Origin of the sequence: Stenotrophomonas sp. (assembly GCF_031995405.1) — a bacterium.
Lineage (GTDB): Bacteria > Pseudomonadota > Gammaproteobacteria > Xanthomonadales > Xanthomonadaceae > Stenotrophomonas.
Genome location: NZ_DAMAGC010000015.1, coordinates 37,686 through 55,872, shown reverse-complemented (window position 1 = coordinate 55,872; position 18,187 = coordinate 37,686). Strand labels below are relative to the sequence as shown.

17 protein-coding genes and 2 pseudogenes are annotated in these 18,187 nt (G+C 63.3%); 15 read left to right on the top strand and 4 right to left on the bottom strand.

Annotation, left to right across the window (positions count from 1 at the left end; all coding sequences use genetic code 11):
- Window positions 1–521: pseudogene (locus tag RTO53_RS04480) on the top strand (ATP-dependent helicase); the annotation flags it as partial.
- A 33-nt stretch (window positions 522–554) separates the two neighbouring features.
- Here RTO53_RS04480 and RTO53_RS04475 read toward each other — a convergent pair.
- On the bottom strand, window positions 555–2,063 hold the full coding sequence (locus tag RTO53_RS04475; protein ID WP_312236671.1) for an FAD-dependent monooxygenase: 1,509 nt from the start codon (window positions 2,061–2,063) through the stop codon (window positions 555–557).
- Window positions 2,064–2,145: 82 nt separating this feature from the next.
- Here RTO53_RS04475 and RTO53_RS04470 point away from each other — a divergent pair, with 82 nt between their 5' ends.
- A complete protein-coding gene (locus RTO53_RS04470; protein WP_312236670.1) occupies window positions 2,146–2,787 on the top strand; it encodes a TetR family transcriptional regulator in 642 nt (213 codons plus the stop codon).
- A gap of 10 nt (window positions 2,788–2,797) precedes the next feature.
- On the opposite strand, the gene RTO53_RS04465 is transcribed toward RTO53_RS04470, so the two are convergent.
- The 3 genes from RTO53_RS04465 to RTO53_RS04455 all read right to left on the bottom strand — a co-directional run bounded on the left by RTO53_RS04465 (window position 2,798) and on the right by RTO53_RS04455 (window position 6,159).
- A complete protein-coding gene (locus RTO53_RS04465) occupies window positions 2,798–3,712 on the bottom strand; it encodes a hypothetical protein (RefSeq protein ID WP_312236669.1) in 915 nt (304 codons plus the stop codon).
- Between the two features lie 118 nt (window positions 3,713–3,830).
- The gene (locus tag RTO53_RS04460; RefSeq protein ID WP_312236675.1) at window positions 3,831–5,489 is read right to left on the bottom strand and encodes a type IV secretory system conjugative DNA transfer family protein; all 1,659 of its coding nucleotides are present in this window, start codon (window positions 5,487–5,489) and stop codon (window positions 3,831–3,833) included.
- Between the two features lie 106 nt (window positions 5,490–5,595).
- Complete coding sequence (locus RTO53_RS04455) at window positions 5,596–6,159, bottom strand: hypothetical protein (RefSeq protein WP_312236668.1); 564 nt, start codon at window positions 6,157–6,159, stop codon at window positions 5,596–5,598.
- Between the two features lie 572 nt (window positions 6,160–6,731).
- On the opposite strand from RTO53_RS04455, the gene RTO53_RS04450 reads away from it, so the two are divergent.
- The 13 genes and pseudogenes from RTO53_RS04450 to RTO53_RS04390 all read left to right on the top strand — a co-directional run.
- Window positions 6,732–7,154 (top strand): hypothetical protein, encoded by a 423-nt coding sequence (locus tag RTO53_RS04450; RefSeq protein ID WP_312236674.1) that lies wholly within the window; start codon window positions 6,732–6,734, stop codon window positions 7,152–7,154.
- Between the two features lie 14 nt (window positions 7,155–7,168).
- Window positions 7,169–8,146 carry a VirB8/TrbF family protein gene (locus tag RTO53_RS04445; RefSeq protein ID WP_312236667.1) on the top strand — a complete coding sequence of 326 codons (978 nt, stop codon included), beginning with the start codon at window positions 7,169–7,171 and terminating at the stop codon, window positions 8,144–8,146.
- An 8-nt stretch (window positions 8,147–8,154) separates the two neighbouring features.
- On the top strand, window positions 8,155–8,919 hold the full coding sequence (locus RTO53_RS04440; RefSeq protein ID WP_312236673.1) for a TrbG/VirB9 family P-type conjugative transfer protein: 765 nt from the start codon (window positions 8,155–8,157) through the stop codon (window positions 8,917–8,919).
- Entirely contained in the window at window positions 8,916–10,130 is a 1,215-nt protein-coding gene (locus RTO53_RS04435) for a TrbI/VirB10 family protein (RefSeq protein WP_312236666.1), read from the top strand. Before RTO53_RS04440 ends, RTO53_RS04435 begins: the two co-directional genes overlap by 4 nt.
- Before the next feature lie 14 nt (window positions 10,131–10,144).
- Window positions 10,145–11,182, top strand: a complete 1,038-nt coding sequence (gene virB11 / locus RTO53_RS04430; RefSeq protein ID WP_312236665.1) for a P-type DNA transfer ATPase VirB11 — start codon at window positions 10,145–10,147, stop codon at window positions 11,180–11,182.
- Between the two features lie 85 nt (window positions 11,183–11,267).
- Window positions 11,268–12,242, top strand: coding sequence for a lytic transglycosylase domain-containing protein (locus tag RTO53_RS04425; RefSeq protein WP_312236664.1), 975 nt, complete (start codon window positions 11,268–11,270; stop codon window positions 12,240–12,242).
- A gap of 79 nt (window positions 12,243–12,321) precedes the next feature.
- Window positions 12,322–12,696 (top strand): TrbC/VirB2 family protein, encoded by a 375-nt coding sequence (locus tag RTO53_RS04420; protein ID WP_312236663.1) that lies wholly within the window; start codon window positions 12,322–12,324, stop codon window positions 12,694–12,696.
- Window positions 12,689–13,003: a VirB3 family type IV secretion system protein gene (locus RTO53_RS04415; RefSeq protein WP_312236662.1), complete on the top strand. Its 315-nt coding sequence runs from the start codon at window positions 12,689–12,691 to the stop codon at window positions 13,001–13,003. Before RTO53_RS04420 ends, RTO53_RS04415 begins: the two co-directional genes overlap by 8 nt.
- Window positions 13,004–13,007: 4 nt before the next feature.
- A complete protein-coding gene (locus RTO53_RS04410; RefSeq protein ID WP_312236661.1) occupies window positions 13,008–15,476 on the top strand; it encodes a VirB4 family type IV secretion/conjugal transfer ATPase in 2,469 nt (822 codons plus the stop codon).
- Window positions 15,477–15,529: 53 nt separating this feature from the next.
- Window positions 15,530–16,294, top strand: a complete 765-nt coding sequence (locus RTO53_RS04405) for a hypothetical protein (RefSeq protein WP_312236660.1) — start codon at window positions 15,530–15,532, stop codon at window positions 16,292–16,294.
- Window positions 16,295–16,312: 18 nt separating this feature from the next.
- Window positions 16,313–17,350 carry a type IV secretion system protein gene (locus tag RTO53_RS04400; RefSeq protein ID WP_312236659.1) on the top strand — a complete coding sequence of 346 codons (1,038 nt, stop codon included), beginning with the start codon at window positions 16,313–16,315 and terminating at the stop codon, window positions 17,348–17,350.
- A gap of 58 nt (window positions 17,351–17,408) precedes the next feature.
- Entirely contained in the window at window positions 17,409–17,855 is a 447-nt protein-coding gene (locus RTO53_RS04395; protein WP_312236658.1) for a DUF4189 domain-containing protein, read from the top strand.
- Window positions 17,856–17,983: 128 nt separating this feature from the next.
- Window positions 17,984–18,132: pseudogene (locus RTO53_RS04390) on the top strand (DUF1153 domain-containing protein); the annotation flags it as partial.
- Between the last annotated feature and the right edge of the window lie 55 nt (window positions 18,133–18,187).

Below are 18,187 nucleotides of genomic sequence, written 5' to 3'. Positions count from 1 at the left end.
AGCAGGTCTATCGCGGCATGGAGGATGCCGGTCGCGTGCTGCGCGGCCGCTTCGTGGACAAACTTGGCGGGGCACAGTTCGCCGAACGCACCACGGTGGACAGGCTGCGTGGCATCGCCGATGCGCTGCAGGCGGGGCGCCCCAGCGTTGCGGTTGCGCTCTCCGTGGTGGATCCGGCCAACCCGTTCGGCACCGTGCTGCCGTGGCCGGCGCAGGTCACGGCGCTGCGTCCGGTGCGGCGTGCCGGCGGGCTCGTGGTCATCGTCGGCGGCCGCCTGCGGATGTACCTTGCGCAGGGCGGCCGTCAGCTGCTGACATGGTTCGACGCGGACGCGCCCACGGACGCCGCATCGCTCGGGCTGGCATCGAGCGCGCTTGCCGCGGCCCTCGGCCGCGTCCGTCGAACCAGCTTCACCCTGGAACTGATCAACGACGCACCGGTGGCACGCGACCTGCTCACCGAGGCGCTGCGCGCTGCGGGGTTCCGCAGCGACCCCAAGGGCCTGCGCTGGGAAGGCTGAGCGCGCGGTGCGGTTGAGGCCTGCCGCGCTCAGCTACGCAGCTGGTTTCCAAAGGCGGCGCAGCACCTGTTCCACATCGGTGCCGTCGGTGCACGTATCGCTTGCCCAGCCCACCACACCATCGGGCCGCACCAGCACCGCGCTCAGCCCGAAGGCTTCGTCCACCGTGGTGGCCAGGTAATCGATCCGAGCCGACCACGCTTCGCCGGTGGCCTGCAGCGTCCGCTGCGCGGTGAAGTCCAGCAACAGACCCTTGCCGCTGCGCAGCCGCTCGCCCATCCGCGTCCCATCCTGCAGCGCGAACGCCGGCACGCTCCGCCCCACCAGCGGGTGCGCATCACCCAGCGCCAGCCGCAATCCCGCACCCGAGAGCCGCTCGGCAAAGTAGCTCGCGCCATCACGCGTCTCGATCAGGTCGCGGAGGATCGCTTCGAGTGCCCTTGAACTGGCGCTGGGCCGCATCAGCGCCACCTGCGCACGCGACCAGTCCAGCACCTGTGCGCCGATCGGATGGCGCTCGTCGGTGTAGCTATCGAGCAGTCCGTCGGCGGCATCCCCGCGGATCGTCGCGGCCAACTTCCAGCCCAGGTTCATCGCATCGCCCAGCCCCAGGTTGAGGCCCTGCCCACCGAGCGGCGAATGCACGTGCGCGGCGTCGCCGGCCAGCAGCACGCGGCCACTGCGATACGTGGCGGCCTGGCAGGCACGATCGGTCCAGGTGGTGGCCAGGCGCAGCTCGCTCACGCCCACATCGGTGCAGGACACGTGGCGCAGCACCTCCTGCACATGCTCGCGGGTGAGCGGCTGGCGATGGTGGGCACCACCATCGAACGCCACCATGCCGATCGTGCCCGGTGCGGCAAAGGTGTACATGCCGGTGGCGGTGTAGTGGCGGCCCGGCGGCAGGGGATGCGGGTCGGTCAGCACCACGTCCACCGAGTAGCCGGTGAACTCCGGCTCGGTCCCGATAAAGGCAATGCCGGTCGCCTTGCGCACAGTGCTGCGCCCGCCATCGCAGCCCACCAGCCAGCGGCCGTCGAAACGCTGGTCGCCGGCGTATACCGTGACACCCTCGCTCGAGGCATGCACGGCATCCACGCCGGCGCCACGCAGAATCGCTACGCCGAGCAAGGACGCGCGTTCGGCCAGAACGGTTTCCAGCGACTGCATGTCCACCATCATGGTGGTGGCGACCGCACCGGGCAGGCGATAGGGCCAGCGGCGGGTATCGACACGGTCCTGGAAGTACTGGATACCGGCGAAGTGGCCGGCCGGGCGACGTGGTTGACCGGCCCAGTGCGCTGCCGCAGGGGTCGCGCGCGGCGGCTGCAGTGCGGCGACTGCATCCAGCAGGCCACGCCGCTCCAGCGCCTCGATGCTCGGCAGCGACAACCCGCGCATGCCGAAGGGCAGACGCTTGAGGGCAGAGCAGGGGGCCGTTGCACGTTCCAGCACCAGCACGGATGCGCCGCCCAGCCGCAGTTCGCAGGCCAGCAGCAAGCCGACCGGGCCGGCCCCGGCGATGATGACGTCATGGATCACGGGATTTCCTCGAAGAGGCGCAGCGCTGGGCCGTCGCCCTAACGCGCTGGCATTAAAAGTACACTGAGTGTAAAATAGGCGCATGAACGACAGCCTGTCAATGCCGCCCGGCCTGCGTGAACGCAAAAAGGCCGACACCCGTCTGATGATTTCCAACGTCGCCACGCGGTTGTTCATCGCGCGCGGGTTCGAGGCGGTCTCGGTGGACGAGGTTGCCGTCGCGGCCGGGGTGTCGCGCAAGACCGTATTCAACTATTTTCCGCGCAAGGAAGACCTGCTCTTCGACCGCGAGGAGGAGGGGCGGGCCCTGGTGCGCGATGCGATCGCCGCGCGCGGGCCGCGGTCCCCGGTGCATGCCTTCCAGGACCTGATGCGCCGTTTGCAGCAAAGCGGTCATCCGTTGCTGCGTATCTCCGCGCGGCCGGTCACATTCTGGTTCGCGGTGGCCGCCAGTCCGGCGCTGACCGCGCGCGCCCGGGAACTCCAGGTGACCCTCGGCGACGAACTGGCCGCCCTGCTGGCCGCCGCCATTGGCAGGCCACCACAGGATCCGCAGGCACGGCTTGCCGCCACCCTGCTGATGGGCACGCTGGTGGTGGCCTATACCGATGCCTTGGCGGCCGTGCTGGCAGATCGTTCGCCCGAGGCTGCGTTCGTCGCGGTGATGGAGCGCGGCTTCACCGGTGTCGATGCGGCCCTTGCCGGGACACCGCTGGTCGGATGACCGCGAAGGATCAGTAAACCGCTGCGAGCTGGAACCGGGAAGAGGGCCGCAGCGACAGTTTGTAGGTCACATTGGTGATGGTCCGGCGCGGGTCGGTCGGGTGCGGCCGGGTCGAGGTGCTGGTCCTGCCGTGTCGCCACAACCCGACCATGACAATCTCCGCCCCCACCGGGAACGTCTTCAGCCATGCCGCATCGTCGTGGCCGACGCTGACTTCAACGAACTCCCGTCGATCCACGACGCCGCTCTGCTGGTATTTCGGCGCGCAGTTCAGGAAGGTGGAACCCTGTCCGGCTTCGCCCTGGGCCGCTCGATGCGCACGCACCGTGCCGACCAGTGCCAGCGGCACGTCGTTGGACGCCGCGTCCAGGCGGTGCCAGGCCGCGTCGTAGCGCTCCTGGTCGTAGAAGAAATTCTCCCAGGCCACTTTCTTTTTGCCCAACCGCAGCACGACCTGCGAGGCGATCAGGTCGTCGCTCCCGCACATCGCGCGCACCGCGAGCAGGTCGGTGAGGGTATGCAGGTCGCCATCCAGTCGCGCATCGGTGGCACCGCGTTTCAATGCCTGGTGCAGGCCGAGCAGGCGCAGCTCGTGCCTGCCATCGTCCAGTGCTTGCACGACGTCCGCATCGGACACGCTCGCCAGCACTGCGGCCAACCGACCGGGGGCGTTGTAGCGGCAGCCCGGCGCGTGTTCGGCGCCGTTGTCCAAGGTGATGTAGGCCGGCAGCTCGACCACGGCATGGCGGTCTGTGCCGCGTTGCGTGTGCGCAGGGACAAAGCGGACCGGCACGCCGCAGTTCCGGCCATCGCACAACAGCGTCGGCAGGGTCTGGCCGGCCTCGTGTCGCTTCTGCAGCGCGTCCAGCCCGTGTACCGCGCCCTGGCTGCCGACCGCACTGCGCATCTTGATTCCGCCACTCATCTGTAACCACTGCACCACCGGAGGAGCTACATGGTAGTCCTCCGGCCGCCGAAGCAGGGGGGAGCCTCGCGGCTGGCAACGGCGGGCAGAGGTGCCAGGCGGGGGTCGGCAGTCCTGTTTACTTCAGCGTCAGCGGCTTCACTTCGGCCTTGGGCAGCAGACGCTTGGTGAAGTAGCTGTCCTTGTAATACTTTATCTTGGCGCACAGTACCGGGTGCGGCAGGCCTTCATAGAGCACGATCTCTTTGTCCGGCCCCATCGCCTTGAGCTCCTGCGGAAGCATCAGGGCACGCCGTTCGAGCACCTCGTTGTCCGAAACCGAACTGGACGGGCCGTGCGAGCGGGTGCGTGAACGTCGCTGGACGGTTGTGTAGCCCAGCATCTCCGAATAGTCATTGGCATCCTGCTGTTCGCGCGGCGCATAGATGATCTGCAGCGCGTGGTTGGTGATGATCGTGCGCGACAGCTCCTTGCCGTAGACCGCATCCAGCTGGGCCATCGACTGGATGATCGGCAGCAGGCGGATGTTGTAGCCGGCCATGTAGGACACGGCCTTGGAGATGATGTCCACGCGCCCGATGGAGGTGAACTCGTCCATCAGCAGCAGGCACTGGTGCTTGAGGGCCTTGTCGTTCTGCGGCAGCGTCTTGGTATTGACGTTGATCAACTGGCTGAAGAACAGGTTGACGATCAGGCGGCTCTCGGCGAGCTTGTTTGGCTGGATGCCCACGTAGATGGTCATGCGCTTGCGGCGAACGTCGTCCAACCGGAAATCATCGCCGCTGGTGGCAGCATCCAGAACCGGGTTCAGCCAAGGGTTGAGCGGCTCGCGGAACGAGCCGATGATCGACGCGAACGTCACATCCGCCTGCGACAGCAAACCAGCGAAAGCGGTGCGTGCCTGGGCGCTGAGGAAGCTCGCCGACGCCAGTTTCTCCAGGTACGGCTTCAGCTCGGTTCCGTTGCCTGAAGACAGCCGCAGCACGCCACCCAGCGTGGGCTTGGACGCGCCCGGGAAGACATCGGCTTCCTCGAACATGTACAGGGTGAAGGCAAGGAACGCATTGCGCGCCTGGCCCGTCCAGAACTTGTCCTTGTCATCGCCATCGGGATACAGCATCGCCGCGATTGCCTGAAGGTCGGACACCCTGAACGCAGGATCGCTGGAGACATAGGTGAGCGCATTCCACCGGTGCGATCGACGGTCTTCGGCGAAAGGGTTGAACAGGTAGATCTCGTGCCCGATGGACTGGCGCCAGCCCGAAGTCAGGTCGAAGTTCTCCTGTTTGATATCGAGCACTACCGCCGATTCGCGATAGTCCAGCAGGTTGGGAATGACCACGCCCACGCCCTTGCCCGAGCGGGTCGGGGCAGCCAGGATCACGAACTGCTGGCCGGTCAGACGCAGCAGCTTGCCGTTCATCTGGCCAAGCACGATGCCGTCGTCCTTCTGCTTGAAGAAGCCCTTGCTCGCCAGGTCCATCATGCCGGCGAAGCGCGCCTTGCCGTGGATGTTGCTGTGGCTGCGGATCTTGAACATCATCACCGTGACGGCCACCCACATGGCGAACATCAGCACGGCGGAAATGGCACCGGCCGCCTTGATGCGCCCGGCATAGGGCAGCACCTGCGGGTGGTTGAGGTTCTTGACGTACTGGTAGTACGTGCCGAACTTGGCCGCTCCCGCATCCAGACCGAGGAAGACCAGGGTGAGCAGGCCTGAAAGGTAGAGTGCCACGATGGACAGGATCACCGCCAGGACGACGGAGATCAGGATACGAGGGTTGTTCAAGGCGATTCCTTCGACTCGGACGTGCGTGCTTTCGCAGAAGGGAAGAATGATGCCACGCCGAAGGGATGCCCGTGCGGCGTGGGGCTACGCATTACTTCGCGGTGGGTTTGCCGCTGCCGCCATCGACCAGGAGGTAGTCGTTGTTCCTGGTCCATCGCTGCTGGTCATTGGCAAGCTTGACGCAGGGCCTTCCGTCACAGGAGGTGATCGCCACGTGTTGCAGCGCCTCAAGCACCTGGGCATCCACCTGCGCGCGTTGCGCGCGCTGCACATTGTTCCAGGCGGTATACGCCGTGGCCCCGATGATCACCACCGAGGCGAGGGTGATGGCGACCAGCGACTTCCAGGCCACGGCGCCCACCCGGGATGCCGCCGACACCTGCTCGCGCTGCAACTGGTCAGCCAGCTGGCGTAGCCGATCGCCGGACTCGGAGATCGCTTCAACTGCTGGCGGAATTTCCTGCGACAACGCCTCGCGCACCGCACTTCGCACGCTCTGCACCAGCTCCGCGCGACCTGATGCGACGCCTTGCCCGATCTGGACAGCGGCATTCTTGAGCTCGGCTGCGGACTGCTTCTGATCGGCAATTGCTTTCTCGCACTGCTGCGTCAGGTGTCCCGCGAGCAATGCGGAATTGGTGACGAACTCTTCCATCCGGGTCTGATCCACTACACACCTGCCGACATCAGGGCCTTTGGGGCGGGGCACGCATGTTGCCAGAATAAAATGTCGCGCGGCGATTCCGATGCGTGTCACACATTGTAAGAATTATCTGACCCCGTTCAGTGCTTGTTCGAAATTCGTTGTCATGGCATATTGCCATCTCGATCTACGTAGTCTCTCGATCATGTGAAATTTTCTTCACGAGAATATGCCTTCACATTTCGGTCGTGATCGACTCGTATGATTTCATGTGAAGGTGTGGTGTAGCTTCGCGGGGAGTGAAGCGATTGCCGCGTTGTGTAGCAGTCGATGGTGTAGTCGGAAAAGGAATTTCCAGATGATTGATGTCAAACGGGGAAAGAAGAGCGGGCCACGGCCTGCGAAGGTTCTTCCGGGGTGTGGGAACCCCTTGCCGGCGCTTGCGTGCGGCAAACATCGCACTGAAATCCAATAGTGGCACGTACTGCTTGCTCCCCTCGGGGAGTGTCGGGCAGCGATCTGCTGCATTCAAAAAACTCGTCTACGGTGACTTCGTGAACTGCAGTAAGCCGATTAGAAATGTGATGGCCGTCGCATTACTCTCCGTGACCGCCGTGCTTGCCGGATGCGCTACTCCGCCGGCGTCCGAGCCGCGTGGCAAGTGGATGCCTGTCAATCGGATGTCCGAAACCACGATGGCCATTCCGTTGAACCAGGCCTATGTCTATCAGGCCGCGCCCATCGACAGGACGCTCAAGGGGTTGGTCACGCGCTGGGCGAAGGATTCGGGGCTGATCCTGTCCTACCAGCATCCCAACGACTACACGCTGTACGGCCCGGTCGCCAAGATCCGCACCTCCAGTGCGGGTGAGGCGGCAGCAGCATTGTCGGCGGCGTACGCGGCCCAGGGCGTGCTGGTCACGGTCGACAATGCCCGGATCACCGTGAGCGTCGCAGGCGCATCCACCGCAGCGGGGGCTTCGGCCACCGATGCCTCTGACCAGTAGTCGAGGCGCCCCGCATGTTCGGTAAAAAGAAGACCAGCTCGCCCGAGATCGATCGGGCCGTTTCGCAGGGCGTGAACTTCGAGGTCACCTTGGCCGAGCGCGCGCGCCGCAGCGAGCGACGGGCCTGGATGGTCGCCTGGGCGGCCATCCTGATGTCGCTGTTGCTGGCCGGCGGCTACTTTCTGTTCCTGCCGTTGAAGGAAAAGGTGCCGTACCTGGTCATGGCCGACCCGTACACGGGCACCGCCTCGGTGGCACGACTGACCGGCAACTTCAATGACCGCGACGTCACCGCCGAAGAAGCCATCAACAAGAGCAATGTCGCGCAGTTCATCCTGGCCCGTGAGTCCTACGACTCCGGCCTGGTGGGTCAACGCAACTGGCGCACCACCTTGTCCATGGCTGGTCCGGCCGTTGCGCCGGCCTACATGGCGCTGCATGCGGAGAGCAATCCAGAGCGGCCGTACCGCCTGTATGGCGCATCGCGTGCGGTGAACGTGCGCATCCTGAGCATCGTGCTTATCGGCGGCGGGGAAGGGCATGGCCCTACGGGCGCCACGGTTCGGTTCCAACGCACCGTGTATGACAAGAGCAACGGGCGTATCCAGCCGCTGGACAGCAAGATCGCCACGATGGAGTACACCTACGACAAGAACATGCGTCTGAGCGATGAGGATCGCCTGGTCAATCCGCTGGGGTTCCGCGTCACCAATTACCGCGTGGACAACGACTTCGCGCCGACCCCGACCGCACCGTCGGCTGCAGCGTTCCGCCCTGATGGCACGGCTTCCGCACCGGCACAGGTCGACCCGACCGCCGCAGCGCAGGCCGCGTATCCCGGCGCCGTGCCCGCGCCCGGCAGCGTACCCGGGTCGATGCCGGGCACAGCGCCCGGCGTGATGCCGGCGCAGGATCCCAATGCCGCCGCGCTGCCACCGATGCCGGCCGAACAGATGAACGGACAGAGTCAACAAGGGGGAGTTGTACGATGAGTAGCCCGATGCAGGCATTCCTGCGCGGCGGCCTGGCTCTGCTGATGATGGCGGGGCTGGCACTGCCCGCTGCGGCCAAGGTCGTTGAAGAATACGAGTACGGCGCCGACAAGGTGTATACGATCCGCACCGGCCTGGGTATCACCACCCAGATCGAACTCAGTCCGCATGAAGAAATCCTGGACTACAGCAGCGGTTTCGGCGGCGGCTGGGAGATCAACCGTCGCGAGAACGTGTTCTACCTCAAGCCGAAGAACGTCGACGTGGACACCAACCTGATGGTGCGCACCGCGGCGCATTCGTACATTTTCGAGCTGAAGGTGGTCGCCACGAATTGGCGCGCCCTGGAAGATGCCAAGTCTTCCGGCGTGCAGTACAAGGTCCGCTTCACCTACCCGGCCGACACTCTGTTCGCCGCGCAGGAAGAGAAGAAGGAAGACGAAGCCGTCTCCGAACTCAGCACCGACGTGGTGCCCGGGCGCGACTACTACTACAACTACGACTACACCTATCGCAAGCGTCAGCCGACCTGGCTGGTGCCCGCGTCGGTATATGACGACCGTCGCTTCACCTACCTTCGCATGGGCGACCGCTCGCGCTTCCCCAGCGGCAACTTCCCAGCGGTGTTTGCGCGGGACAGCAAGACCGGTGAGGAGTTCATCGTCAACTCGACCATCGAAGGGGACACCATCGTGGTGCACGGCACCTACGCCTATCTCGTCGTGCGGCACGGCGACAATGCAATCGCCCTGCGCAGGAGGCCGGAGCTGTGAATCAGATTCCTCCCAACGAGCATGACCACGAGCCCGTACCGGCTGGCGCCCCGGCGCCTGCGCCGGCGGACTACTCCAACCCGTATACCCGCCGCAGCCAGGCGGCCGAGCCGGACCTGGACGGTGAGTCTTCGCCGTACCTGCGTGCCGATGACGTGCAGCGCCTGAACCGCAAGGCGCTCGCCTTCCTGGCGGCGATCGTGCTGGCCCTGGGTGCATTGGCGATCTGGATCTTCTCCGGCGGCCTGTCTTCCAACGCCGAAGAGGTCAAGAAGGCTCCCAGCGCGCAGGTTGTCATTCCTGCAGCGCCGCGTGACCTGCCGGAACTGCCGCCGGAACAGCCGGCGGTCCAGGCCCCGCAGATGGTCGAGCAGTTGCCGCCATTGCCGGTGGTCGATGACGCGCCCGAGCCGATGCTTATGGGCAACGGCACCGGTCCGCGCCAGGCCGAGCCGATGTCGTTGCTGGAGCGCCGCATGCTTGATGCCGGTGCCGCCCAGGCGGCCGCCCAGGGTGAAGGCGAGGCGCAGCCGCAGTATCCGATGATGCCCGGTATGCAGGGGGCGCAGGCCGCACCGCCGCCGCGTCGTGCCGCCGACGGCCCGACCAGTGCACAGCCGCTGTACAAGCCGAGCACGCTGCTGCTGCGCGGCACCTACATCCGCTGCGTGCTGCAGTCCCGCGTGATCTCCGACTTCCCCGGCTACACCTCGTGCATCGTCACCGAACCGGTCTATTCGTTCGATGGCAAGCGCCTGCTGCTGCCGCGTGGTTCCAAGATCCAGGGCTCGTATGGCGGGGACGACACGATCGGTGACCGCGTGGCCATCGTGTGGGACCGCATCACCACGCCCACCGGCCTGGATGTCAACATGAAGAGCCCGGGCGTGGACAACCTCGGGTCGGCCGGCAATCCGGGTTACTACAACGCACACTGGGGCCAGCGTATTGCTTCGTCGCTGTTGATCAGCATCCTTGCCGACGCCTTCAAGTACGCGGCCGCGGAGAACGGGCCGGAGACCTCGACGGTCGTCAACGGTGCCGTCGTCCAGAATCCGTATGAAAGTGACACCGCACGTACCATGGAGCGCATGGCGAACGTCGCCATGGAACGCAACATGGCGCGTCCGGCCACGGTGACCATCAATCAGGGCACGATCGTGAATGTCTACGTCTCCCGCGACGTCGATTTCTCGGCCGTGATCCGCTGAGCGAAGACACTGGAATGAGCAGCGAAACGGCCACCGTCGCGAGGGTCTCCAACGATTTCCTGGATTATCAGTACCATATCCTGGGAATCGGCGAGCACATGCAGTCCACGGACGTGACCGAGATCTGCATCAACCGTCCGGGCGAGCTGTACCTGGAAACCCGCGATGGTTGGCACCGCGCAGATGCTCCCACACTCACCTATGAGCGTGCGCGGCAGTTCTGCACCACGGTGGTCAACGAGAGCAACACCGGCCAGCGCATCACCGATGCGGACCCGATGGTCTCGTTGACCTTCCCGACGGGGCAGCGTGCCCAGTTCGTGATCCCGCCCGCCTGCGATTCGGGGCGGGTCTCGATCACCATCCGTATGCCGGCCCGGTTCGGCAAGTCGCTGGAACAGTACGAGGAGGACGGCTTCTTCAGCGAAATTCTCGAACAGGCGCCGACGCTCAGCGACCACGATCGTGAACTGGTCGAGCTGCGCGCCCAGCGCGACTACGCCACCTTCTTCAAGAAGGCGGTCCAGTACCACAAGAACATCGTGGTCTCCGGCGCAACCGGTAGCGGTAAGACCACCTTCATGAAGTCGCTGGTCAACCACATTTCACACCAAGAGCGCCTGGTAACCATCGAGGATGCGCGCGAGCTGTTCCTGGCGCAGCCGAACGTGGTCCACCTGCTGTACTCCAAGGGCGGCCAGAGCGCGAGCAACATTACGGCCAAGTCGTGCATGGAAGCGTGCCTGCGCATGAAGCCGGACCGGATCATCCTGGCCGAGCTGCGCGGTGACGAGTCGTTCTATTTCATCCGCAACTGCGCCTCCGGCCACCCCGGCTCGATCACCAGCTGCCACGCTGGCAGCACCTCGCAGACCTGGGACCAGCTCGCATTGATGGTCAAGGCCTCCAATGAAGGCTCGGGCCTGGAGTTCGAGGTTATCAAGCGCCTGCTGAAGCTCACCATCGACGTGGTGGTGCACATCAAGGCGCATGCGGGCCGCCGTTTTATTACCGGGATCGATTTCGATCCCACCCGAGGGCTCGCGGAATGACCGGTATCGCTACCATCGTCATCCACGTTCGCTTGCCTGCGTTGCGTGCACTGTCTGCGCGCACCACTGGAAGGAGGGGCACCTGATGTTGCCAGGTCTTGAGTTGGCGGCGTGCACTGAACTGGCCGTGCCGGCAGAAGTCATGCACCACGTCGTTCGCGTGGAATCGTCCTTCAACCCTTATGCCATCGGCGTAGTGGGTGGCCGGCTGGTGCGCCAGCCAAAAAACCTTGGCGAAGCCCTCTCCACCACCAAGATGCTGGAACGCGAGGGCTACAACTTCTCGCTGGGCCTGGCTCAGGTCAACCGCTACAACCTCCAGAAGCAGGGCCTGGACAGCTACGAGAAGGCCTTCGGTGTCTGTCCGAACCTGCAGGCTGGCTCGCGGATCCTGGCCGAGTGCTACAGCCGTTCCAAGCAGGACTGGGGCAAGGCCTTCAGTTGCTACTACTCAGGCAACTTCACCACCGGGTATCGGCACGGTTACGTGGACAAGGTCATGACCTCCTGGCGCGGCGCGGTTGCTACCGCCGGCGGCGCCATTCCGGTCATCCGCAATCGCGGCGGCAGCGCGCCGGTAACCCGTATCCAGGTGCCGGTTGAGCCGGCGGCCAGCCGCGTGCTGCGCCGGATCGAAGAGGCCGCGCTGAGCGGTGCCGGGATGGCACCTGCCACGCGCGCCAGCGGTTACTCGGCGGCGGCCGGCCAAGTCTATCCCTCGTCCCAGGCCGGTTCGGTCTATCCGACCTCCACCGCCAACGGCGTCTATCCGACATCCAGCGCGCAGTCCGTGTACCCGGCCACGGCCGTGCCCGCGCGGCGTGCCGCAGGGCAGGGTAGCACCGGCCCCGAGGCCGCCCTGCAGGCTATTCTCGCCGGCGCACAGGGTTCTGAAGACGCGCCGGTCCTGCTCCAACCCAGTGGTGCCCCCCCGGTTTCACAACCGGCGGCCGCACCTCCCGCTACGCTGCCATCAGGGGCGGCGGGGCGACGCTCACCGATTTCGAACCAGATACCAGCCGCGGGAGTACCCGAACGGGACGCCGCGTTGGTTTTCTAGGTCGATTTCGACTCCGGCCGATGCCCGGCCTTGTAGTAAAGCGCAGTTCTCTCCTTCCACAACCACGGGGATTCAACCCATGAAGATCGAAGCCAAGCGTCACCTCTCCACCATCGCCCGCCGGGTTTCCTCGGCCACCGCCGCAGCCACCCTGTTCGCGCTGCCGCTCATCGCCATGGCACAGGACGGCACCGGCGCGACCGGCCGCGTCAACAAGTTCTTCGAGAACGTCAACGGCATTCTCAACGTCGCCTCGATCGCGGTCGTGACCATCGCGGTGATCTTCGCCGGCTACCAGATCGCCTTCGCCCACAAGCGTATTGCCGATGTGGCACCCGTCCTGATCGGTGGCTTCCTGATCGGCGCCGCCGCCCAGATCGCCAAGATGCTGCTGCCGGCCGACGTGACCGCTACCGCCATGGTCATCTCGGAATCCCTGCTGAAGTATGCATAAGAACGCGCTATTTCGCGGTTGCACACGCCCGGCCATGTTCATGGGGGTGCCGTATCTCCCCTTTGCCATGGCAGCGGGCGTGTGCATTCTTTGCACGTTCTACTTCAACATGTTTTTCCTGCTGCTGCTGCCGGTGATCATCATGGTCATGCGGCAGATGGCCCGGCGGGACGAAATGATCTTCCGCCTGCTGGGTCTGCGACTGCAGTTCCGCTTCCGGGCCAGGAACATCAAGCACCATAACGGCATGTGGGTGTTCACACCCAACAGCTACCGCAAGTCGCTCGAAGAATCCTCCACGGACTAGTCCAATGCTGGCGCCAGATACCCCGATCGCCGATTTCATCCCGCTGTCTTCGCATGTGTCACCGCAGGTCGTGAAAACGACGGGCGGCGACTACCTCATCATCTGGCGCCTGGACGGGTTGCCGTTTGTTGGGCGTGAGGAGTGGGAGCTGGAGCACCGGCACAACACCTTCAACCGGATGTTGCAGACGCTGCGTGCGCCGGATTTCGTGAACGTCGCTTTCTGGGTGCACGACATCCGCCGACGTGGTCGGGTGGAGCTGCGCAGTTCGTACGAGCATGTGTTCAACCAGCAGCTGTCGGATGAGTACTTCCAGCGGCTCTCGTCTGAAAAGATCATGCAGAACGAGCTGTACCTGACCATGCTTTACCGGCCGATCGTGTCCGGCAAGAAGTTTGTGGAGAAGTCCGCGGACGTCTCGCGCCTGCAGTCCGAACAGGACCAGGCCGTGGCGAAGATCATGGAACTGGCCGGCAACGTGGAAGCGGTGCTGAAGGACTACGCACCGGTCCAGCTGGGTATGTACGAGGAGAAGAACGGCGTGGTGTTCTCGGAAGTGCTGAGCTTCCTTGGCTACCTGTTGAACCGGGTCGAAGAGCCGGTGCCCGTCCTGCGGGCACCGGTCTACGACTACCTGCCGGTCTCGCGCCACATGTTTTCGGCCCGCTCGGGCGATTTCGTGATCAACACCCCGAGCGGCAAGAACCACTACGGCGCCATCCTCAACATCAAGGAATACACGGATGCCACCTATCCGGGCATCCTGAACAACCTGAAGTACCTGGATTTCGAGTATGTGATCACCCATTCCTTCAGCCCCATGGGCCGACAGGACGCGCTCAAGATCCTCGAGCGCACCAAGGGCATGATGATCTCCTCCGGCGACAAGGCCGTCAGCCAGATCTCCGAGATGGACTACGCCATGGACCAGGTGGCGTCCGGCAACTTCGTGCTGGGCGAGTACCACTTCATCCTGACGCTTTACGCCGAGGACCAGAAGTCGCTGTCGGTCAACCTGGCAACGGCCCGTGCCGAGCTGTCCAATGCCGGTTTCGTGTCGGCCAAGGAAGACCTCGCGGTCTGTTCCTCGTTCTACTCGCAGCTGCCGGGTAACTGGAAGTACCGCACGCGCGTGGCCAATGTAAGCTCGCTGAACTTCCTGGGCCTGTCGCCGCTGCACAACTTCGCCACCGGCAAGCGCGACAACAACCCGTGGGGCCAGTGCCTGACCGTGTTGCAGACCACCAACGGGCAGCCGTACTACTTCAATTTCCATGCCACCCACCCGGCCGAGAATTCGCTGGGTGAGAAGGCGATCGGCAACACGATGGTGATCGGCAAGTCCGGTACCGGCAAGACCGCGTTGATCAACTTCCTGCTCAGCCAGGTGCAGAAGTACGATCCGTCGCCGACCATCTTCTTCTTCGACAAGGACCGTGGCGCCGAGATCTTCGTGCGCGCCTGCGGCGGCAACTATTTGGCACTGGACAACGGCGAGCCCACCGGCTTCAACCCGTTCCAGTGCGAGAACACCGACGCCAACGTGCAGTTCCTCGGCGATCTGGTCAAGGAGCTGGCGGGCAAGGGCACCTATTCCGCACGGGAGGAAGAGGATATCTTCCGCGCAGTGGAAAGCATGCTCGATATGCCGATGCAGTATCGGACAATGACCAACTTCCAGAAGAGCCTGCCCAACATGGGAGACGACGGCCTGTATGCGCGCATGCGCAAGTGGACCGCCGGCAACACCCTGGGTTGGGTCTTCGACAACCCGGTCGACATCATCGACCTGGAGAAGGCCAACATCATCGGCTTCGATTACACCAACGTGATCGACAACGTGGAAGTCCGCGTGCCGGTCATCAACTACCTCCTGCACCGCCTGGAGGAGCTGATCGACGGCCGCCCACTGATCTACGTGATGGACGAATTCTGGAAGATCCTGGACGGTGGTGGCGCGCTGAAGGACTTCGCCAAGAACAAGCAGAAGACCATCCGTAAGCAGAACGGCCTGGGCATCTTCGCCACCCAGAGCCCCGAAGATGCGCTGGCCAGCGACATCTCCGCGGCGCTGATCGAACAGACCGCCACGTTGATCCTGCTGCCCAACCCCAATGCATCCCGCGAGGAATACATGGAGGGGTTGAAGCTGACCGAGGCCGAGTTCGAGGTTGTCGTCAAGCTCGACGAACGCTCGCGCAGCTTCCTGGTCAAGCAGGGCCACGGCTCCACCGTCTGCCAGCTCAACCTGCGCGGCATGGACGACGCCCTGGCGGTCATCTCGGCCAGCACCGACAACATTGAAATCATGGATCGCATCGTTCGCGAGCAGGCCGAGCGACTCGAAATCGACCGATCGGAATTGACCCCGGACCAGTGGCTTGAGGCCTTCTATGCGAATCGCAAGGGCTCCGGCCGTGGCGGCAAGACAGGCGGGGAAACTTCTGAACGCAGGCGGGCGGTTACGCGCTGACATCCAGCGCGCACTGGCTGTATAACCCAGATAGAGACTAGTGGAGGTGGAAAATGGCATCCCAGGGAAACCGTAATTTTGGTACCGCGAGCAGCTTCGACCAGGCCTGGACCCGTATGTTCGGCGCCGACCCCGTGCTGCCGAAAGCGAACCGTTGGCTGGTGCTGTCGTTCGCGATTGCTTCTTTGCTTGGCGCAGGTGTAGCCATGGCGGCGTGGGAGGTGAATGATTCCAAGACGCAGAGCAAACTGGATAGCAAGCTGGGCAGCAACGGCACCGTGACCGGCCAGCTAAATGACGTCAATACGAAGTTGAGAGTAAGCAAGCGCCAGACCGACGACACGCCGACGATGGTGGCCGAGCCGACCGGCGATGAGAAGCTGGACAAGACCAAGCCCGGCGCAACGGTGATGTCGATGGAGAATCTCTGCGTGAAGGGTGCCGATACCCAACTTGCTACCCACCAGCTGGAGCTGTGCCAGGAGATGGCCAAGACGGAACTGGCGAAGTATCGCTTTTCCATGCGGATGTTCGAGCGATCCAAGGAGAATTACGATCGCCTGAAGAAGATCCAGGACCGTCGCCGACAGCTGTCGGACAACGACTATGCCAACCTGCAGTACAACACCAACGAGTTGTTGGCACTTACCGCTTTGATGGATAACGACCGGGATCGCTACCAGACCTACATGGCCGCCTACGATGCACGGGTGCTGCATATCCAGAACACCCAGGTTGCGCTGACGCGCAATGCGCTCAAGGGCGGCGGTGGCGGTGGCGGCCTGTCTGGTGTGCTCAGCGGCGCATCGCCGTTCTAAGGGACTGGGGAAAATTCTATGCTGCTCTTCGCTATCCCATTCGATCCTTCTGGCTTCGTCCAATGGGCGTTCTTCGCTAAGCTGTTCGACCTGGTGAACAAGGAGATGGTGTCGTTCCAGGGCGATATGCTGGGCAGGGCCCAGGGCTGGGTCGGCGGCATCGCATTGACGCTGTTGACATTGTGGGTGTTGATGCAGGGATTCATGATCATTACCGGGCGCAGCCGCGAATCGCTGATGTCCCTGGTGGTGGGTTCGCTGCGCGCGTTCCTGATCGTCATCGCGGCTACCTCGATGTCGTTCGCCGGCACTGGTTTGACCAAGTTCCTGACCGACACCCTGCCGCAGGAAATTCACCAGGTAGTGACGGGCAAAGATGACAACGTCGAAGATGCCATCGACGAGAACCTGAAGATCATGGGGTTCATCTTCACGCTGATGGACGCCCTGCCGACCATCAAGGACGTGGAAAATACGGACAAGCAGGCCAACACCTCCGCCTTGATCGGTGTGGGCATTGCCGGACCCTCGGTGATCGGCGGCGCGATGCTGCTGCTGTACAAGATCGCCTTGGTGTTGTTCGTGGGCTTTGCACCCATCTTCATCCTGAGCCTGCTGTTCGAACAGACCAAGGATCTGTTCAAGCGCTGGTTGCTCTACGGGATCGGCACTATGTTCTCGATGGCAGTGCTTTCCTTCATGGTGTCGGTAGCTACCAAGGTTGTCGCGATTTCTGCGGCGGTGATGATTGCCTCGTACTATGCCGCCGCCAATCCAGGCTCTGCCATCGGTGGTGTAATGGGAGCGTTTGGTTTCGGCCAAGGCATCAGCTCCGCTGCGTTGCAGCAGGGTGGCGTAGGGCTCCTGATGTCGGTGCTGATGGTCATGTCCCCGCCGATGGCCGCGATGTTCTTCAACGGCACGTTGGGTTCATTCGCTGCTAATTCGAGCTTCGGTAATTTGGGCCGCAACAGCACGGGTCAGAGGTCTGACTTCAAGCAGGACTTTGTTAATTCCGAAAAGTTGGAAGGCGGCAGGGGGACTGGAATTGGTTGAACCACGCACGTCTGAATTCGGGAATGGAACGGCACACCCATCCATACAGGTGAACGCAATGAAGACTGCAATTGCAGCCTTTGGTTTGACTGCACTCCTGGTCGCCAGCTCTGCCCTGGCCCAGCAACCCGAGCCTGGTTCAGCGGCGTATAACAGCGTCTATCTGCCAGCACATGGTGTAGGTGACACCAAACGAACCAATGCGGTTCGTTGGGGGGCGCTCGCTAGAACGGAGAAGGGGAGCCTGGGCTGGACCGTCGATGGCAGTTCGAAAGAAGAAGCAGCGGCGCAGGCGCTGAAGGAATGCACCTCCAATAGCGGCGAAAAATGTAGCGTGGTATTTACGTTTTATAACGGCTGCGCGGCGTTCGCTGCGGGACCTGAGGCGAGTACCTGGTCCAGCGCGGGTGGCAAAAGCTTGGCGTGGCATAGAAATACAGCACTGAAGGAGTGTGGAAGCGGGTGCACCATTCGTCGCGACGGGTGTGCTTTTCCTGGAAAATAGCGATGCCACAAGTAAAGCCCGCTCCGAAGTTGCCGTTTCCGCGGCAGTTGAAGAGCGGTCATCTGGTAGCGGAGAAAGTTGTCGCCTCGAGGGCGTCTTCGGTGTTATTTTCTCCGAAAGAGACACCGATGAGCGTAGTGATGGAAGAAGAAATCAAACGCTGGACGGCCCGGCGCAAGTCAGTCCTGGTCATTGAGATCATCCAAGGCAAGACCCCGTGGTCGCTGCGAGCCGCCAGTTCGATCTGACGCCCGCAGAGATCGAGAGCTGGGTGGACCCTGAGCCTGCTGTTCGAACAGACCAAAGATCTGTTCAAGCGCTGGTTGCTCTAC